The 19,846-nt window shown below is 40.8% G+C and carries 16 protein-coding genes; 9 read left to right on the top strand and 7 right to left on the bottom strand.

Translation table 11 applies throughout. The features are described 5' to 3' along the window. Positions 1–20: 20 nt before the first annotated feature. On the bottom strand, positions 21–599 hold the full coding sequence (gene ribH, locus QI031_RS00900; protein WP_281486173.1) for a 6,7-dimethyl-8-ribityllumazine synthase: 579 nt from the start codon (positions 597–599) through the stop codon (positions 21–23). A gap of 185 nt (positions 600–784) precedes the next feature. Beyond that, entirely contained in the window at positions 785–973 is a 189-nt protein-coding gene (gene psbZ / locus QI031_RS00895; protein ID WP_281483364.1) for a photosystem II reaction center protein PsbZ, read from the bottom strand. Between the two features lie 462 nt (positions 974–1,435). On the opposite strand from psbZ, the gene QI031_RS00890 reads away from it, so the two are divergent. Beyond that, positions 1,436–4,144 carry a CBS domain-containing protein gene (locus tag QI031_RS00890; protein ID WP_281483363.1) on the top strand — a complete coding sequence of 903 codons (2,709 nt, stop codon included), beginning with the start codon at positions 1,436–1,438 and terminating at the stop codon, positions 4,142–4,144. A 141-nt stretch (positions 4,145–4,285) separates the two neighbouring features. Here QI031_RS00890 and QI031_RS00885 read toward each other — a convergent pair whose 3' ends face one another. Then, positions 4,286–4,579, bottom strand: coding sequence for a hypothetical protein (locus QI031_RS00885; protein ID WP_281483362.1), 294 nt, complete (start codon positions 4,577–4,579; stop codon positions 4,286–4,288). Here QI031_RS00885 and QI031_RS00880 point away from each other — a divergent pair. The 7 genes from QI031_RS00880 (at position 4,578) to QI031_RS00850 (ending at position 9,544) form a co-directional block, all read left to right on the top strand. Then, a complete protein-coding gene (locus tag QI031_RS00880) occupies positions 4,578–6,656 on the top strand; it encodes a thioredoxin domain-containing protein (protein WP_281483361.1) in 2,079 nt (692 codons plus the stop codon). The two genes, QI031_RS00885 and QI031_RS00880, sit on opposite strands and share 2 nt — an antisense overlap. A 24-nt stretch (positions 6,657–6,680) precedes the next feature. Further along, positions 6,681–7,061, top strand: coding sequence for a VOC family protein (locus tag QI031_RS00875; protein ID WP_281483360.1), 381 nt, complete (start codon positions 6,681–6,683; stop codon positions 7,059–7,061). Positions 7,062–7,094: 33 nt separating this feature from the next. Then, on the top strand, positions 7,095–7,319 hold the full coding sequence (locus QI031_RS00870; protein ID WP_281483359.1) for a hypothetical protein: 225 nt from the start codon (positions 7,095–7,097) through the stop codon (positions 7,317–7,319). Further along, entirely contained in the window at positions 7,319–7,582 is a 264-nt protein-coding gene (locus tag QI031_RS00865) for a type II toxin-antitoxin system RelE family toxin (RefSeq protein WP_281483358.1), read from the top strand. The genes QI031_RS00870 and QI031_RS00865 overlap by 1 nt, the downstream gene beginning before the upstream one ends. A 428-nt stretch (positions 7,583–8,010) precedes the next feature. Then, positions 8,011–8,622, top strand: coding sequence for a molybdenum cofactor guanylyltransferase (locus tag QI031_RS00860; protein WP_281483357.1), 612 nt, complete (start codon positions 8,011–8,013; stop codon positions 8,620–8,622). Between the two features lie 252 nt (positions 8,623–8,874). After that, a complete protein-coding gene (locus QI031_RS00855; RefSeq protein ID WP_281483356.1) occupies positions 8,875–9,141 on the top strand; it encodes a hypothetical protein in 267 nt (88 codons plus the stop codon). Positions 9,142–9,172: 31 nt separating this feature from the next. Next, positions 9,173–9,544: a hypothetical protein gene (locus QI031_RS00850; protein ID WP_281483355.1), complete on the top strand. Its 372-nt coding sequence runs from the start codon at positions 9,173–9,175 to the stop codon at positions 9,542–9,544. On the opposite strand, the gene QI031_RS00845 is transcribed toward QI031_RS00850, so the two are convergent. The 4 genes from QI031_RS00845 to QI031_RS00830 form a co-directional block, all read right to left on the bottom strand. After that, positions 9,530–10,687: a glycosyltransferase family 4 protein gene (locus QI031_RS00845; RefSeq protein WP_281483354.1), complete on the bottom strand. Its 1,158-nt coding sequence runs from the start codon at positions 10,685–10,687 to the stop codon at positions 9,530–9,532. The two genes, QI031_RS00850 and QI031_RS00845, sit on opposite strands and share 15 nt — an antisense overlap. Before the next feature lie 43 nt (positions 10,688–10,730). Then, complete coding sequence (locus QI031_RS00840; RefSeq protein WP_281483353.1) at positions 10,731–11,900, bottom strand: glycosyltransferase family 4 protein; 1,170 nt, start codon at positions 11,898–11,900, stop codon at positions 10,731–10,733. 458 nt (positions 11,901–12,358) lie between these two features. Beyond that, the gene (gene pgmB / locus QI031_RS00835) at positions 12,359–15,304 is read right to left on the bottom strand and encodes a beta-phosphoglucomutase (protein ID WP_281483352.1); all 2,946 of its coding nucleotides are present in this window, start codon (positions 15,302–15,304) and stop codon (positions 12,359–12,361) included. 85 nt (positions 15,305–15,389) lie between these two features. Then, positions 15,390–17,801: a sucrose synthase gene (locus QI031_RS00830; protein WP_281483351.1), complete on the bottom strand. Its 2,412-nt coding sequence runs from the start codon at positions 17,799–17,801 to the stop codon at positions 15,390–15,392. 580 nt (positions 17,802–18,381) lie between these two features. Between QI031_RS00830 and QI031_RS00825 the strand changes: the two genes are divergently transcribed. After that, positions 18,382–19,607 (top strand): ISAzo13 family transposase gene (locus tag QI031_RS00825; protein WP_425526025.1). Its coding sequence is split into 2 segments (ribosomal slippage): positions 18,382–18,865 and positions 18,865–19,607, totalling 1,227 coding nucleotides; the frame shifts between segments, so codons are not numbered across the junction. Positions 19,608–19,846: the final 239 nt, after the last annotated feature.

The raw sequence follows: 19,846 nt of genomic DNA, 5'->3' as shown, positions 1-19,846 counted from the left end.
CTACGGACTATTGGTTAATTTCAGTCTATTTCTTCTGAGTTTGCAGTTAAATTACCAACACTAGCACCCTGGAAAGAAGCCGGCAACGATTGAGGATTATGTGAATATGGCTCTGCTAGATTAGAACGCAATTGTCGCATGAGACTAGCCATTTCTAGGGCATTTAGAGCATAATCCCAGCCATGATTACCTTTAATACCTGCCCGTTCTAAGGCTTGCTGCATAGTGTCTACTGTCAAAATACCAAAAATTACAGGAACTCCGGTCTGAAAACTAGCAGAGGCAATTCCTTTGGCAGCTTCAGAGGATACTAAATCGAAGTGGGGTGTTTGCCCTCTAATTACAGCACCAAGACAAATTACAGCATCATAACGATGGGAAAGTGCTAATTGGCGAGCCACAATTGGCACTTCAAAACTTCCAGGAACCCAAACGTAGTCCACTTGATTACCGTGGGGATTGGGGTCTACGCCGTGGCGTTTCAGGCAATCTTGACATCCCTCTAACAGTTTTCCGGTAACAAGGTCATTAAATCGACCAATAACCACTGCAAAACGCAAAGGTTCTGTTTGAGTAAAAGTTCCCTCGAAAACCGCCATGACTGCCTCTAAATCAACTATACTCTTGCCACTATACATTTGTTCTTTAAACATAGAAGAGCAAGAAAGCACAATCAGGCAAAAAGGACAAGGAAAATTTATCCATTGAGTTTTCACCTGTGATTTTGGCTTTCCTGCTCTCATATTCCCTATGCTATTTGCTTGCATTAGGGCGAAGCCGTTGCTTAAACAACAAAAAAGTTTAACAGACCAACTAAAAGCACCAAAGCAATCCAAGCCGCAGAACCAAGCCAGAGCAGCTTTTTAGATTCAACCCAGTTTTGCGGAGTTGCATAAGCAACAGGAACGCCAACAACCAGAACAAAAGACAAAGCTACCAGAGCTATCAAAGCAAATTGGAATATTATCGTCATTTTTGTTTCTCCCAAGACAGCGAAATAGTGATATGTTCTACCTACAATGTAGGTTTCTCAGTGACTCCCGGTAAAACGTGGGAAGTTGACTGAGCTTTGATTGAAGTTTTCTGTGATGTTCCACAGAAGACACTTTAATTTTTTATTCCTTATTTGTAAGCTAGCAGAAATTGCGTCACTATAGTTATTAGTCAGTTGTCAGTTGTCAGTTGTCGGTTGTTAGTTGTTATTTCTGAGCGCTAATCATAAAGGGATTTGCCAGTTACTCATTTGGGAAACCAAAACTATCACGCTGGCTCACCACTGACCACACTTCGACTACGCGGTAATCGAGTTTCGACTACGCTCAACTGCCGCGAAGTTGAAACTCGATTACCGCGCAGCGCCGCACTGAGCCTGTCGAAGTGTCGAAACTTAGTGCATCGCTGACCACTGACCACTGACTACTAACAACTGACAATTATGGATTTAATTCTTTGTCACACAACAGCTGACTTTGACGCACTAGGAGCAGCGGTAGGATTAACATGTTTGCTTCCAGGAAGTAAGATTGTGCTGACTGGTGGTTCTCACCCACCCGTGCGGGATTTTTTAGCGTTGCATCGAGATGAGTATCCGTTAATTGAACGGCGTTCGGTGAATCCGCATAAGATTCGTTCTCTAACAATTGTAGATACACAACAGCGCGATCGCCTGGGCAAAGCTGCTGAGTGGTTAGATTTGCCTTATCTGCAAGAAATCATCGTTTATGACCATCACCTCGGACAAAAACAGGATATTCCCGCTACCCAATCTTATATTTCTCCAGTGGGAGCCACTACCACTTTAATGGTGGAAAAATTGCAACAACAGCAAATTTCCCTCACTCCTTCTCAAGCAACGGTGATGGCCTTGGGTATTCATGTAGATACTGGCTCGTTAACTTATGATAGTGCAACACCACGGGATGCTCTGGCTTTGGCTTGGCTAATGCAGCAAGGCGCTAGTTTGTCGGTAGTTTCTACTTATCGAGATCCTGGGTTATCTCCCCAATTGCAGCAACTATTAACAGAGGCAATAGAAAACTTACAATCTTTTGATTTACATGGATATACCATTGCTTGGGTAACTCTCAAAACCAATGATTTTGTACCGGGTTTATCTAGTCTGGCTTCACAATTAATTGAACTGACCGAAATTGATGCTTTACTCTTGGCCAACGAACATCATTTAGGAGATGATGATTCACGCTTAACTATAATTGGGCGATCGCAAATTCCTGGTGTTAATCTCAATTCATTATTTCAACCCCTAGGTGGTGGCGGTCATTCTCAAGCAACTTCAGTAAATTTACGCAAAGTCGATTCTCAGGCAATCTTAAAACAACTCCTAGACGGCATCAAAGCCTCAATCCCTCATCCCCTCACAGCGCGGGATTTAATGTCTTCACCCGTCCGTACTATTCGCCCGGAAACCACAATTGCAGAGGCGCAACGGATTTTATTACGGTATGGACACTCTGGCTTGTCTGTAGTCGATGTCCAAGGACAACTAGTAGGGGTTATTTCGCGGCGGGATATTGATATTGCCCTGCACCACGGCTTTAGTCATGCGCCAGTCAAAGGATACATGACAACAAATGTCAAAACTATTACACCGAATACAACACTGCCACAAATTGAGTCGTTGATGGTAACTTACGATATTGGACGTTTGCCAGTATTAGAAAATGAAAAGTTGGTAGGTATTGTTACTCGCACTGATGTATTACGAGAATTACATCAAGCAGATGAAAACAGAGGCAGAGGAACAGAGAGACACAAAAGTACACGAAGAGAAGATAATATTAACCTGCCTCAATTAAAAAATAAGCTTGCTCCTCAACTGTGGCAATTGCTTAGCACTGCATCACAGGCAGCAGAACAACGGGGTTGGCATCTTTACTTAGTGGGGGGTGCAGTGCGAGACTTGCTGTTAGCTGAATCAGCAGCAGGCACTTTGATGATTACAGATATTGATTTGGTAGTTGATGGCTTTCATCAAGCAGCAGATGTTGGCGCTGGTGTGGAATTAGCCAAAGCACTCCAACAAATTTATGCATCAGCCCGTTTAGACATTCATGGGGCTTTTCAAACCGCTGCTTTGTTATGGCACAAAGATCCAGAATTAGACTCTTTATGGGTAGATATTGCCACAGCTAGGACAGAATTTTACCCTTATCCAGCAGCAAATCCCGAAGTTGAGGCGAGTTCCATTCGCCAAGATTTATATCGTCGAGACTTTACTATCAACGCTCTTGCTTTACGTCTCACCTCTCCTCGTGCAGGTGAATTACTCGATTTTTTTGGTGGTTTACTAGACTTACAAGCTAAGCAAATTCGAGTTTTACACGCCAACAGCTTTATCGAAGATCCTACCCGCATTTATCGCGGTGTACGCTTTGCTGTGCGCTTCGGGTTTGAGATTGAATCACAAACACAAGAGTTTATTCGTTATGCCATCAATAGTGGTGTTTACGATCGCACTTCCCAAACAAATAGTAAAACCCCAGCACTACAAACTAGACTTAAAACGGAATTAAAACATATTTTAGAAGCCCCTTACTGGCAACTGGCTTTGCAATTACTCGATAATTTAGGGGCGTTGCAGTGTATTCACCCTACCCTAACGCTAGATGACTCACTTGTGCGACAACTGCGTTTGCTAGAACGCTGTCTGCGACGATTTGATCCCCAACAAAGTCTGAACCATTGGCAAATGCGACTAGAAGCATTAATTGCCCACTTAGCACCAGAATTTCGGGAAAAAGTAGCAAAAAATTTACAATTGCAAGAAGATAGTATTAAACGCTTGCAAAATTTGGCTTCAGCCCAAACTGATGTACAGAAATCTTTACCTCAGTGTCAACGTTCTAGTCAAATAATCCAGCTGCTGAGACAACACGATTTACCAATGCTGATTTTAATTGCCTTACAAAGTTCACGCCTGATTAGACAGCAAATATGGCATTATTTCACAGTTTTGGCAAATGTGCAGCCTATTCTCAATGGTAACGACCTCAAAAAATTAGGTTACCAACCTGGTCCACAATATCGACAAATTTTAGATGATTTACTTATTGCTACTGTAGATAAAGTGGTTCAAGATAAAACAGCAGCAGCAGAATTTTTAAACAAATATTATCCCCAATAAAGTAAAGTGAGTTCGACGGATAGAAAAGCCCAAAAAGTTTGTTAGGTATGAATTTGCTGGAAGTAGGCAGGTAAAGTGCAATCGCTACGCCCGCCACAGGCATCGCTAGCTGACGGCAAGATTGAAATGGGCATATTACGGTTAAGATGCGTTTGCCCAGCTTTTCCCCTCATACCATTTCACGAAATTATTGATACAAATTACTTTTCTTACTCCCCCTGCCCTCTGCTTCCCCTGCCTCCCCTGCTTCCTCTGCCTCCCCTGCTCCCTGCCCTCTGCCCTCTGCCTCCCCTGCTCCCTGCCCCCTGCCTTCCCTGCTTGCCCAAATGTATCAACTTTAAAGTGAAACGGTATTACCCTTTTCCCCTTACCCTTCTTCTCAATGCCCCATAGGATAGACTGAGCAAAGAAGGCAACTATCGGCATCTTAATCATGACTAATCGCCTTGCTGAAGCTAAGAGTCTCTATCTCCGCAAACACGCCGAAAACCCGATTGACTGGTGGTCTTGGTGTGATGAAGCTCTCGCAACTGCAAAAGCACAAAATAAACCTATCTTTCTCTCCATTGGTTATTCTAGTTGCCACTGGTGTACTGTCATGGAAGGCGAAGCTTTCTCCAATTTGGCTATTGCCGAGTACATGAATGCTAATTTCTTGCCCATCAAAGTAGACAGAGAAGAAAGACCCGACCTCGACAGTATTTACATGCAGTCTTTGCAAATGATGAGTGGTCAAGGGGGTTGGCCTTTAAATGTTTTTCTTTCTCCAGATGATTTAGTACCGTTTTATGCTGGTACTTATTTTCCAGTTGATCCGCGTTATGGTCGTCCTGGTTTTTTGCAAGTGCTGCAAGCTCTTCGCCGCTACTACTATACAGAAAAAGATGACTTGCGCCAACGCAAAGCCCTGATTATTGAGTCGCTATTAACTTCTGCGGTATTGCAAAATGGTACTACTCAAGCAGCTCAAACAAATGAATTACTCAAACAAGGCTGGAAAACCAGCACGAGCGTAATTACTCCAAACCAACAGGGTAATAGCTTTCCGATGATTCCCTATGCAGAATTGGCACTGCGGGGAACTCGGTTTTTGTTTCCTGGCTCTGATTGGGAACGGGAATTTCAGAATGATGGCAAGCAAATTTGTACTCAACGAGGACTAGATTTAGCCTTGGGAGGCATTTATGATCATGTCGGCGGTGGTTTTCATCGCTATACTGTTGACGCTACTTGGACAGTGCCTCACTTTGAAAAGATGCTCTATGACAATGGTCAGATTGTTGAGTATCTAGCAAATTTGTGGAGTGCTGGAGTTCAAGAGCCAGCTTTCAAGCGAGCAGTTGTGGGTACTGTTGAATGGCTGCAACGAGAGATGACTGCCCCGGAAGGTTACTTTTATGCTGCTCAAGATGCCGATAGTTTTATTAACTCTACCGCAATAGAACCAGAAGAAGGAGCATTTTATGTCTGGAGTTACAGCGAACTAGCACAACTATTAACGCCAGAAGAACTAACGGAACTACAACAAAAGTTTACAGTAACTGCTAATGGCAACTTTGAAGGCAAGAATGTTCTGCAAAGACGTGATTCGGGAGAATTAAGTGCAGCGCTAGAAATTGCATTGGGTAAGTTGTTCACTGCTCGTTATGGTGATGCACCAAATTCACTGAAGACTTTCCCTGCTGCTAGTAACAATCAAGAAGCAAAAACTCACAACTGGCCTGGGCGTATTCCCTCGGTGACAGATACAAAAATGATTGTGGCTTGGAATAGCTTGATGATTTCCGCGTTAGCAAGGGCGGCTGGGGTATTTCAAGAACCTTTGTATTTGGAAATAGCCGCAAGGGCAGCAACTTTCATCTTGGAACAGCAATTTATAGATGGGCGTTTCCAGCGACTGAATTATCAAGGTCAAGCGACTGTACTAGCGCAGTCGGAAGATTATGCTTTATTTATTAAAGCGTTGTTGGATTTATACGCTTGTTGTCCTGAGCAAAAACACTGGTTAGAAAAAGCGATCGCTCTCCAAGATGAATTTGATCAATTCCTTTGGAGTGTAGAATTAGGTGGCTACTACAATACCTCCAGTGATGCCAGTCAAGATTTAATCGTGCGGGAACGCAGCTATGCAGATAATGCTACACCATCAGCTAACGGCGTTGCGATCGCTAATTTAGTCCGTCTAGCTTTACTCACCGATAATTTACATTATTTAGACTTAGCTGAACAAGGTTTAAAAGCTTTTAGCAGTGTCATGAGTAACGCTCCCCAAGCATGTCCTAGCTTGTTCACCGCCTTAGATTGGTATCGTAACTCTACCTTAATTCGTAGCACCATTGAGCAAATTAAATCTCTCATTCCTCAATATTTACCTGTGGCGGCGTTTAGTATCGTCTCAAATTTACCAGAAGGAAGCATTGCCTTAGTTTGTCAAGGTTTGAAATGTCTTGCACCTGCAACAAGTTATGAGCAAATGTTACAGCAAGTGCAGCAAAGTCAAACTAGAGGGTGACTTTAAATACTGAACATATAATTTATGAGTAAACAGCCTGTACTGAAAAACATCAGCCCCATGATTCCGGCTGGCAATGACTTAGAAAAATCTATCGCCTTCTATGAACAACAGCTTGGCTTTAAATTAATTCACAAAGAAGGCAACCCAATTACTATGGCGGTTGTCAAGCGCGACTCAGCAGAAATTTTTCTTCTAAAAAATGACGATCAACATCTTGCAGAATGGACAACCTTTCGCATTCAAGTTGATGGTATTGAGCAACTATATCAGGAATTTCAGGTACATGGAGGACACATGATTCATCCGAACGGTCAGCTACAAACAAAACCTTGGGGAATGAAGGAGTTTGCAATTATTGATGTAGCTGGTGTGTGCATTACTTTTTGTGAACCAGAAAACTGATAAAGTCTATCTATTATATAAAGCGAAATGGCAATGAAAAGCGAACAAGAAAGACAAGAAATAGTTAAATCTATCAACGTGTTGTTAAACCAAGCATACGACAGTGTTTTAGATGAAATACTCGCGTATTTACAAATAATTGATGATATGGAAGATGAAGAAGACTTGCAAGCTATTAAAGAAGCTAGAGAAGATAGACGTATCAATGGTGCTGTGTCTTGGAATGAATATAAAGGATATAACAAAGAAACGGCTTAATGTATCAAATTGAATTGACAAAAAGTGCTACAAAACAACTAAATAAACTACCAAGTAATATTAAAGAACGCATCGATGCCAGAATTTTAGATTTGGCTATAGAACCGCGTCCAGATAAAGTTAAAAAAATAAAAGGTAATGAAAATTCTTATCGAATCCGAGTAGGAGATTACCGCATAATATATGAAATATATGATGATATTTTACTAATAAGTGTAGTTAGAGTAGGGCATAGAAGTAAAATTTATAAAGACGAAACTTGATAAACAAAAGGCTGTTTATAAATTGGTGCGTTAAGCATTAATTAGAACGGGGTAAAAAATTCAATGTTTGTAGTGAGTTAGCGCGGTCTTGGGGGTTTCCACGCCACTTGCTACAAGTCGGCGGCACTTCCTTCAAGTCGGCAAAGCCGCCCAACGGAGTGCCTTGGAAACCCGCCCAACGCAGTGGCTCCCCATGAGCGACTAACGTTAGCGCAGCGTAAAGCCTGCGGCATAGCTTCGCTTAGAGCGAGTCTTCGAGCGTCACCCGTAGGGTAAAGACTTTAGTCCTAAAAAAAGGGCTAAAGCCCTTACTAAGAGCTAATTTTAGCCAATGTTACATTAGTTAACATAGTTTGATTTATTCTCACCGACTTACTTATTTTGAATTTTTCAAGTTCATACCTCAATTCAGCAACGCCGAAGCACAAATGACAAATGACTCACAACTGCTATCCGCCATTGTCTTAGCTGGTGGTAAAAGTTCACGTATGGGACAGGATAAAGCTTTGCTTCCTGTTCACGGAGTACCTTTATTGCAGCGAGTTTGTCGAATTGCGGCGGGTTGTGCTGACACTGTTTATATTGTTACTCCCTGGATAGAACGCTATCAACACTTAACATTACCTCATTGTCAGTTTATTCGAGAAATGCCGTTGTCTGGTGAAACTGGCAATGAACCTTTAAATCACGGGCCTTTGGTAGGGTTTGCTCAAGGACTAGTACAAGTAAAAACAGACTGGGTGTTGTTACTAGCTTGCGATTTACCCAAGTTGCGGCTTGAAGTGTTGCAAACATGGGCAGCAGAACTTGATAATGTGGAAGGTGAAGCGATCGCAGCTTTAACTCGTTCTCATCAAGGCTGGGAACCTCTGTGTGGTTTCTATCGCCGTCGCTGTTTACCCCAACTTTTAGAGTTTATCAACCAAGGGGGGCGATCGTTTCAGCAATGGCTAAAGCTACATCCAGTCAAGGTTTTACCCTTGCCAACACCAGAAATACTGTTTAATTGTAATACACCAGAAGACTGGGCTTTAATTTGATAAGAGGCAGGGGGCATGGGGCATTGGGCATGGGGCATTGGGCATTGGGCATGGGGGATGAAGAAAAATTACCTCTTTCTCCCTGCTCCCTGCTCCCTGCCCCCCTGCTTCTTATGCTGCCCCCTGCTTTTTCATTTTATCTTTGCTTTTTAGTACTTTTGTACTATAATAGATTTAGCGTCCACAAAGCCTATTGCAGTACAAAACGGCTGTGTGACAGTCTTCTGGAAGATGGATTCAAGGGTTAGTCCGATGATTAAACATTACATTCTCAACCTCAACCCAACTGCCAAGCATGAATGGGATAGATGCATCTTACGTGACCCTCTGACTGCAAAACGCCCAGATATTGCCAAGTTAATTTCTGAAGCGGTTGCTGCTGACACAGGCAGTTATTTAGTAAGTGTAAATATTGAAGTTCAGGTATTGGAACAAGCCGCCGTACCTCAAGCCGAACAGCTTTCGCTTTCATTTCCAGATGTGGCTATTTCGTCGTCGCAACTGAGGGAAGTAGCGTAGTTGACCTTTTTTTGATAGGAATATTAATTTGATGATGCAACTGAGTCATTTTCCGGCTGCAATCACCCAAGCTGCCCAACGGATGAATGAAATAGACTCTCAATTAATGGCAGTTCAGCAGCAGATTAACCGATTTGAAGGTAATGCAGACCGCGCCGCAGCTTTTGATATAGATTTAAAAAACGATGCTCAACGCAAGGCGCGTCGTTTTGAAGTGCTGCTTGTGAATCACGAATACCAACAAGCAATAGATATGCAGATGCGATTGACTGTTGAGAAAGCAAACGCATTTGCTCATCTGGAATATCTGCGTAACCAGTTTAGTGTAGCAAAATTAGAAGCAAGATTAGCGATCGCTCAACAACTAACCGATTTTGAATCTAAGGAATTAGTTGGTTTGTAGAGACGCGATTAATCGCTTTAATAGTTTGGCAATGACATCATTGATAACTGTTACATCAAAACGTTGACTAGCAAGAGTTCTGGCATGACTTGCTATTCTTGCAGTCATCTCTGGTTCTTGAACACATGTATGAATTACTTGTGCCAATTCTTGAGGTTCTTTTGGTGTCACCAGAAAACCATTAATTCCATCTTCGACTAATTCTATTGCGCCTCCAGCTTTAGCTGCAACCACAGGTTTGCCACATAGCATCGCCTCCACAATGACTCTACCAAAGGGTTCTGGGGAGGTTGATGTGTGTGCTACCAAGTCACAAGCTGCCATTAACTGAGGAATATCAACACGAAATCCTAAAAATTTGACGCGCTTTTCTAGACCTAATATAGCAATTTGTTGGTGTAATTGTTTAACATAATCTTGTTCACCAAATAAAGCATCACCGACTAAAATTGCTGTCACATTTTCAGGACATTGAGCAAGTGCAGAAATTAAAATATGCTGACCTTTCCAAGGTGCAAGTCGGCTGAAGTGTCCAACTACAAATTTTTCTGCTATCCCTAAATCTTGCCGCAATTGTTTAATTTCAGACTCGCAAGTTTGATAAATTTGTGGTTCAAAGCCGTTATAGACAATAGTAGTTAATTCTGGTCGTCCTCCGGCTTGCACAAAAGCTTTTTGACTCGCTTGAGAATTGGCAATTACTAATGATGCAAATTTATTAGCTAAATTAACTGCAACACGCAGATTAATTTGGCTAAAATGTTCTGTAGAAAGAATATCATGTAAATGATAAACCAAAGGACGACGAGCCAGAAAGCTAGCTAATGCCCCAATAACTAAAGCTTTTTGGGTATTGGCATAAATAATATCGTATTTTTTAGCTCTTTGGATAACTTTAGCTAGCAGTGGCGCGAGTTGTCCCAGACTTCCTAAGGCTTGGACTAAATTGCTTTGTTTGCGGACTGAAATAGGTTGAGTGGCGAGAACTTCAACTGGGATGTGATGCTGCTTTAATAGAGTTTTAAAAGATCCATCGGCAAACAATCCTACCATACTGCGATCGCGATATGGTTTAGCAATATCTATTAAACATAATTCTGCACCGCCTGGCTTACCACTTTGGTCTAAAAATAAAATTTTCATAACTTATAAATTAGGCATTATCAAATAACAATTCTTCATTTCATCATTGCAAAAGAACATGCCGTACTTGCTGGGCTATTTTATCCCAGTCAAAATTATTAACAGCGTACTGACGACACATTTGACGTGAAGGTATTGGTAGTTGTCCTAATAACACTTGTTCTAATTTTTCGGCAATAGCTGAAACTTCAGTTGTCGCAGTAATTAAATTGGGTGAAAAGGGTTGTAAAATTTCTGGCATTCCCCCAACTGGAGTACATAAAACCGGAGTACCACAGGCTAGAGACTCTACTATTGCTAATCCAAAACCTTCAAAAGATTGGCTGGGCATAATAGTTAATTCTGCTGCTTGATAAGCTATTGGTAGCTGTTCGTCAGGGAGAAAACCTAAAAATTTTACATAATCGTTTAATCCTAATTCTTTAACTTGTTGTTCTAGTGCAGTTTGTATATGACCCCGACCTGCAATTGCCAACCAAACATCAGGAACTTTTGGTTTAATTTTGGCTATTGCCTGTAATAATTTGTCTACTCCGACTCGATGTACTAAACGGCGGGATGTAAATAATATACGCCGATTTTCAGGCCAACCTAACTGTTGACAAGCCTCTTGAGAAGATAAGTTTGGTTGGAACCAATTAATATTAACTCCGCCAGGAATGACATGAATTTTGCTCCACGGAATTTGATAGTTTTGGTTTAAAATTTTACCAAATGCTTTACTTAGAACAATAAAGCGATCGCAGCGATTATAAGTGTTTTGTTCTACGAGGCTACGCTTCAAAAAAATACCGAATTTATGATTAAAATTTTCTTGTTTACTTTCCCAAGCCCAAGGGCCATGAAAATTAAAAGTAACAGGTACTCCCTTGGGTAGAAGATCTAAAATAGGAAAACTATATAATGCAAAATGCAAATTAATAGCATCTGGTTTTCCGACTCTAGTTTTTTTAAAGTTATGGCGAATAGACCAAAATCTCTGCCAAATTGCATCATCTGGAGAAGCCAAATTAGTTAGTTTTATGGGCAAATTTAATTCCGCTTCTGGTAGACCGACTCCACATAATTCGATCTGGTCTTGATTTGCTGCTAAACTATGAGTCAACTCATAAATATACCTTTCTAATCCTCCAGGCGTTTGAGGAAACCAGCCTAACCCAAGAGCGAGGATAGATGCAGATTTTAAATTAAAATTACCTTTTTTATCTTCCACTTACTTGCCTCCTATGATGTATTGAGCGTGCGTGTATTTACTTTCATACCAAGCTCAACCGTCTTTTAAATTCAGCAGTAAATTGATGCTGCTAGTAGTTATATTCTGTTATTCTCTACTGCATCCGTAATGTTTACGTGACACTGTAGGCGTAAATAATTATCGTTGGGATAAGGCAGGGGGCAAGGAGAAAAGAGTTTGAGGATTGTTTACTTTTCTTTATGTTTATGCAACCTAGGCTATAAATAAAGGTTTTTATATTTTAGTATTTTTTTATACTAAAATCAGACGTTATCTTATACCAATTCTGGCGTTGCATAAGTGCGGGATGATTTTTATCACGCAGAGGCGCAGAGAGAATAAGGAGTTTTAGATCTCAATACATAAATTTCATCCCTTGATTCAGTAATGCCAGTTATTTAAGTGTTTTTTATGTTGCTAGAAAATAATATCAAAGGTTATGTTAACTGTTGCCTGCTAACGTCGCTCAATTTGGCTTGTAATTCTGCCCACTTCACACCTGCTAGGCTGGGGAGAACAATATGAGCAGAGCCTACGCGTTCAGATGGGCCGAGTCCTACCGTCCACATCTTAGCTGCTAGTGCGGCTTCAATCCCTGCTGCTGCATCTTCAAAAACTACACATTGTTGTGGTGCTAATTTGAGTTGATTGGCAGCATATAAAAATAAATCAGGTGCTGGTTTGGGTTGCTGTACACTATAACCATCCGCGATCGCATCTACTTGATCGGCAATACCCAATCGTTCTACAACCATGCGGGCATTTTTACTGGCTGAACCAATGGCTGTTTTAATTCCATTTTGCCGTAATTCGTCTAATAAAGCGATCGCTCCTGGTAATAAATCTTTGGGTGAGATGGTTTGAATCAGTTCTATGTAGTAATTATTTTTACGCTCCATCATTTCTTCAATTTCTGCTTCTGAATATTGTCTATTCCCTAAAATCATCATCAGTGAAGCACGACGGGATATTCCTCTTAACGGTTCGTTAGCTTGGCGATTAAAGGGGATGCCTTCTTCATCGGCTAGCTGCTGCCAAGCTAGATAATGATATTCTGCTGTATCAGTTAATACACCATCTAAATCGAAAATCACTCCGCGAATGTCGGGGTTATGCAGAGATGGAGAATTAGCAGGTGAAGCAAATAAGATAAATTCTCTGTTTTTTTCCTCTTGGGTAGTCTGTTGAGAACGCAGATCAAATTCATGCCATTGGCCGCGCCAATGTAACTTAAACTTGAGGCGTGTCCAGCCAGGGGGAAGGTGAGGGTTAGCTACGGGTTTACTGTCTGTAAATTGAATCCCACCAAATCCAAAAACTACAGTCTGCCAAATTCCACCAGCACTAGCCCCGTGAATCCCGTCAGCGGTGTTACCTCGGCTATCTTCGAGATCTACCATTACCGCTTGCATGAACCGTTTATAAGCTAACTCTGATTGACCTAAATCTGAGGCTAAGATGGCATGAATTGCCGGGCCAAGAGAGGAACCATAAGTAATATCAGTACGGGGTGCATAGTAATCCCAATTCGCTTGCAAAGCTTTTTGGTTGTAGGGATAATCTGCTGATTCCCGCATTAAATATAAAAGCATCAATACATCTGGTTGCTTGAGTACTTGCCGTTCGTTAGTTTCTTCAATACCTAAAATGGCTTGAATTGAACGTTGGCGAGGTTCGTAGTCTTCTAAGTTGATGTCTTCTAGTTGAAAAAATCCTTCACACTGCTCAATTAGTCCTGTTGCAGAGTTGTATGGAATCCAGATTTTGTTGATAATATCTTGCCAATGCGATCGCATCTCTAAGGTGAGTGGCAATTTTTCTGCTAATTCAGCAGCTCGTTCGGGAAAGTTTTGATGCAGCCAATCATAGACTAACAGGGCTTTTTCTAAATGCCACTGCACCATCCGGTTAGTAAAAGTGTTGTTATGTACTAACTCGTGATATTCGTCCGCCCCAATTACCCCGCGAATTTCATAACGTTGTTCTTGAGAATTAAATTCAACTCGACTACCCCAAAAAACAGCAGTATCTAAAACAATCTCTGCACCACAATCTCGCATCCACTGATCATCACCAGTGACTTGCCAATAATACCAAATAGCGTAGGTAATATCTGCACTAATATGAATCTCGCGATCGCGACACCAAATCCGCACATCTTCACCGTAAAAATCATTGGGAAGTGACCAACGTGGTGTAACTTCATCTCCGGTTACAGCACTTTCCCAAGCATACATCGCTCCTTGATATCCCGAATGAATTGCCTTGCGTCGCGCTCCATCTAAGGTGTAATAACGGTAACTGAGTAAGTTGCGGGCTAAATCTGGTTGGGTAAAAGTAAAAAAGGGTAGGATAAAAATTTCTGTATCCCAAAAGACATGACCGCGATAGCCAAAACCTGAAAGAGTTTTAGCCGGAATACTTACTTTGTCACCATGCCTTGGGGCAGCAATTAGCAACTGAAAAAGATTGTAGCGGACAGCAAAAGCCGCTGTGCTATCTCCCTCAATCACGATGTCGCTGTATTGCCAAACTTCCTCCCATGCTTGGGCGTTGGCATTGAGTAATGTTGTGTAATCTGGCAGATGTGCGAGTTTTTCTTGAGCTGCTAGAACTGGTGCATCTATTTCCCGCGAGGTAAAAACTGTAACCAGTTTTTCCACTGTTACAGTCTGCTGTGATGTAGCGAAAAAAGAACCACTCAAGGTAGGATAACCCGGTGCAGTGCTGACTTGTAACGAAGCTTCAGCCCCAGATATTGTCATCTTAGCTGCCATGCCAATATCAATCCGAGACTTGCGGGTGCGGCTGTGGAACCAGATTCCTTGATCTGTTTTGCCTTGGTCTAAATCTTCCCAGTGATTAAAACCCTGATTTTCAGGATAGCCATTGATACTAGCTTGAACTTCAATCACTCCATCAAAATTTAAAGGTGTCAATCGGCAGCGCTGCCCTAACACATGCTGATCGGCTAGACTAGCAAAACGTTCAAAATGGATGTCTATGGTGTTACCGCTGGGACTACGCCAACGCAAAGAACGGCTAACAATGCCTTGACGTAAATCAAGCTGGCGATCATACTGCAATATTTCGCCTTGGTTGAGGCGGAAGCGTTCGTCATTAATTATTACCACTAATGGTAGCCAGTCGGGGCAGTTGGCAAGTTCTGTATATACTACAGGAACATCATTATAAACCCCGTGGATAAAAGTGGCTGGCAAAGCCCGAATATAGCCTTCCTCAAAACTTCCCCTTGTTCCTAAAAAGCCGTTACCGATTGTGAAGAGGGTTTCTCTAGAGTGCAGCTGCTCAGGATCAAACTGGGTTTCAATTAATATCCAGTCTGTATAAATAAAATGACGAGCCGGACTTTTTGTATTCATTGTGAATGTCTTGGCTAAAATTCAACTTCCGAAAAATTTTATTCAATCTTGGTAGTTTTTCATCTAGCTAAAAGCAGAGAAAAAATCAGAATTTAAGATGCTTTTCTAAAATCTTTTCTGCTCTAGGTTTATAAATGAGATGAAATAAGGTTTCCATATAGCGGTCTCTAGATTCATTGTTTTCTGGAGCAATAAAGTTCCAGAAACTAAACATCTTAGCTAGCGATAGCAATTGACTGGTATGTGACTGCCAATTATAACTGTTACGTATTCGCTGGCTCATCTCCTCGGAGATTTCATTCCAGTGTTCGGGATGAGTATCACATTGATCCAAGAAGTTCAAAATTTTATTTGCTGTTTCTTCTAAATCGGTGGGATTGAGATGAAATCCATTTTCTTGATCTGCAATAATTTCTAAAGCACCACCAAATTTAGAAGCAAAAGTTGGTAAACCAGAAATCATTGCTTCTAAAATGCTGCGTCCGAAGGCTTCAAAACGGGCAAAATGAACGTAAATTCCTTGGCGATCGCCTATTACTCGGTAAGCTTCACCAATATAATTGCTAGGAAGGCGCATTCCTAACCAGCGAATATTGCCGTCGAGATGATATTGATTGATAATGTCGTGAAGTCTTTGAATTTCGCGGGTGTCTTCTGGATTTGTTGCTGCATCTGGATGTAATTTACTAGTTACAATAATTAGGTTACAGCGTTCTTGCAAAGCTTGACTTCTCCCAAAACATTCAGCCAAACCTGTAAGATTTTTAATAAAAGTAATTGGCAGAATAGCAAAAATTGGTCGCTTATTCGGGTTATTTAACTTACCGAAAATATGAGGATCTTCACGATGAAAGAGTAGATCTATAACTTGGGCGCTGAGGCTAGGATCTCTATCTTCTTTTTGAGTGTAGGGAAAGAAGTTTTTATCATCTACTCCCGGTGGAACCATGTTGAATTTAGGACTAAATAAATCAATGCCATCAATTACATGATATAGCTGAGGCATCGTAAAACACTTATAAGACTCGTATTGACCCATTGAATCCGGTGTGCCGACAATTTCTTGGTAGGATGAAGTAATGATAAAATCAGCGGCATTCATGCTGATTATATCAGCAGTATATTGGGCTGAAAAATGGTATTGATCTTCTAAGTCTTGCCAATATAAATTACTAAATAAATATTTCGGTTTTTCTAAAGAGTGGGCAATATTGCATTGAGTAACTTTTAGGCTGCGGGATAATAAAGAGGCTACTAAATTGCCGTCGCTATAGTTACCAATAATTAGACTAGGACAACCTTGAAATTCAGCTAGTAGTTCTTTTTCTGCATCTTCAGCAAATGTTTCTAAATATGGCCAAATATCAAATTTAGAAATCCAGTTGTTAGTAATTTCAGGATTAAATTCCCTAAAAGGAACGCGTAATATCCAAGCGTTTTCAGTATTTTGGACTTTTTCTAAGCGCAGGTTACATTCTGTTCCCTCACAATTAGGAATCAGCCGAGTCAAAATAATTACATGGGGTTTAATACCTAGCAAATCAAGACCAGCAAGTTTGATTTCTGCTTGTAGTTTATTTTCTAAGCTTCTAGCTTGTTCCAGGACATAAATAACTTGACCTAATGTTTCATCTCGTCCCAAAACATCTTGTTGGCCAACCCAGCCGTGTATAGAAATCAGCACAACTCGAAAAACAGCAGGAATACGAGATACAAACGCTTCCAAAATTGCAGGTTGGGGAGTATCAATCAGTCGCTCGAAAAGTTCTAAGGTTTCGCTGACTCGCGCCGCAGTATTACCCCAACCCGCTTCAAAGCCAAGTTCTTGCAGATCAACGCGAAACTTTTCGTAAGATTCATTAGGCGATCGCTGACTTAAGAATTTTAGTGCTTGCTTAAGTCGTTTGGCTAGCTGAGTACCTGAAGAAATGCGATCGCTGATTAGTAAAGGAATATTATTATAGTGTAATCGATGTAACGCTTTAAACAAAGCCTCTACCCAATACTCAGGATTAGTCAATAATTGATTACATAAGTAATGGTTGAGAAAGGCTAAACCCTGACCAATATTTCTGGGGTCGTCGATTGTCGGAGAACCTTGATAAAAAGGATGGAGGTCGATTTCGAGAATGTGAGGTTGGTAACGGTTGACGAGGCGATCGCTCACATCTAAAAATGCTTGTGGTGTCATGAGATCAAACCCAGTAAAATCAGGTCTTAACCGCCATACCTGTTGACTACCAATCCTCGGTCGGACGACAAACCACGTACTTTCTGCTTCCAGAATTATTTCATGGGTGTAGTTAATTAATTTACCAATTGCCGAAGAGTAGTAAAAGTAGGCAGGTTTTTGATATTGCTGACAATAGTCGGCAAAAACATGTAAGATTTCGTTTCTGAGGAAGTAAAACTTATCTAAGACTCTTAAAGCATCAATTAACTGATGCAGAGCAGTTTTTTCATCACTACCAAAGACCGCTTGAACTAGTTCATGCATGACGAACTCCCAAACTTTAGCTGAGTTATAACCTCATTTGTTCCTCTTCAACACCAACGGTTATATCTAATACCAATTCGTAATTCGTAATACTCGCCAAAGGCGAGAAGCAAGCTACGTAATTCGTAATTCAAGATTTAATCTGCGTTTCCGGCTTTAAATTAGTTGCCGAATTTTAGATAATTGGTATAAATGAGCTGTGTGAGGTATATTTTCCTTGTCTTTTATAGTAAATAAGCACAAAAGTCCTTCGCTTCTGGCTGTGGGATGAAATATCGATGAGATGTGATTCGTTTCAGGGCATAGATGTAAAAGGGCTTGTCGTCAGACATCGCTTTGTACTAATTAACGTAAGACTGACGCAATAACTCTCTAACACTCCCAATACTTTTCGGTTAAAGGGCAATACAGAAAAAAGAAAAGTAGGTTGGGTTAAGGGACTTCCAAGGAATAAAATGACCAATTATAATAATGATAATCATTCTAAGGGGGGAAGGAGAAGCAGCCGCAGGCTGCTTCTCCTTCCCCCCTATTCGTAGTAAATTCAATTTGGAGGGAATTTTGTGGGTGGACAGGAGTGTTGCTCGAATTAACTGATTCAGTCAAAAAAGTATTCAAGGAAACAGCAAACCAACTCAAAGGTGCAGCAAGGCGGCGTTTTCAAGCACAAATTGTCATGGAATTAGGTTACGGAGGACAATTACTGGCTCAAAAAGAATTGGGCTGGGATAGAAATACTATTCGTAAAGGAATTAAAGAACTAACCAGTGGGATTAGTTGTATAGATAATTATTCAGCTAGGGGTAGATGGAAAGTAGAAGAGCATTTACCAAACCTGTTAGAAGATATCAAAAAATTAGTTGATTTCCAAAGCCAAACAGATCCAAGTTTTAAAAGCCAAAGGCTGTATACACGCCTAACTGCTAGTCAGGTCAGAAAGCTATTAATTGATAAATTTGGTTATACGGATGAACAGTTACCTACTGAAGAAACAATGAGAGTTAAATTGAATGATTTAGGTTATAGACTCAAGCGAGTAGCAAAAGTTTTACCTCAAAAAAAATTCCAGAAACAGACGCAATCTTTGAACAATTAGCAATAGTTAATCAATCCGCCCTGGATGATCCAAGTATCTTACGTCTCAGTCTGGATGCCAAAGCCCGTGTAGATATTGGCTACTTTGACAGAGGAGGTAAAAACCGAGTTGTCACAGAAACAGAAGACCATAATTTTCATCCAAAAACTACCGTAACTCCTTACGGCATCTTCCTTCCAGAATTAGACGAACTATTTTTATACTTTACAGAGTCTAATGTAACGAGTGATTTTATTGTAGACGTTCTAGAAGATTTTTGGAAGAGTGAGAGTTGGCGATTTTCCTCAATAAAAACCCTGATTATTAACCAGGATAATGGGACAGATAATAATTCTAGACGTACCCAGTTTATGAAACGTATCGTTGAGTTTGTTCATGAATATCAACTGAATATACGTTTAGCCTACTATCCACCCTATCACAGCAAATATAATCCCATCGAGCGAGTATGGGGGATATTAGAAAATTCTTGGAATGGCAGTATTTTAGATGAAGTTGCAACCGCTTTAAAATTTGCTCAAAACATGACGTGGAAAGGTAAGAATCCTGTGGTTAAGTTAGTGACTCAAACTTATGAAACTGGGGTTACTCTTACTAAGGAGGCTATGTCTGCTGTTGAAAAACAAATAGAAAGACTCACTAACTCGGAACATGAAAAATTTCCCGATTTAGGCAAATGGTTTGTTGATATTTGTTGTGGCAGCACTTAATTTTCACTCTTCAGTTTTTAAATCTAAAAACATGAATATTAATTATGATATTGCACTGAAATTATTTACAGAGTGCAGATGCAGACTTTTCCTTCTGTGTTTGAGGGGGTAAGAGGTGGTTGCCGACGGCAACCACCTCTTACCCTTTCAGAATGATTATCATTATCTCTTAAAGATTAACTTATGATTTTTGCTGATTAATTTATTTCTTGGAAGTCCCTAAGCGCAGCGCAACCCAA

The organism is Halotia branconii CENA392 (assembly GCF_029953635.1).
Lineage (GTDB): Bacteria > Cyanobacteriota > Cyanobacteriia > Cyanobacteriales > Nostocaceae > Halotia > Halotia branconii.
This window is presented reverse-complemented; position numbering and strand designations above follow the sequence as displayed.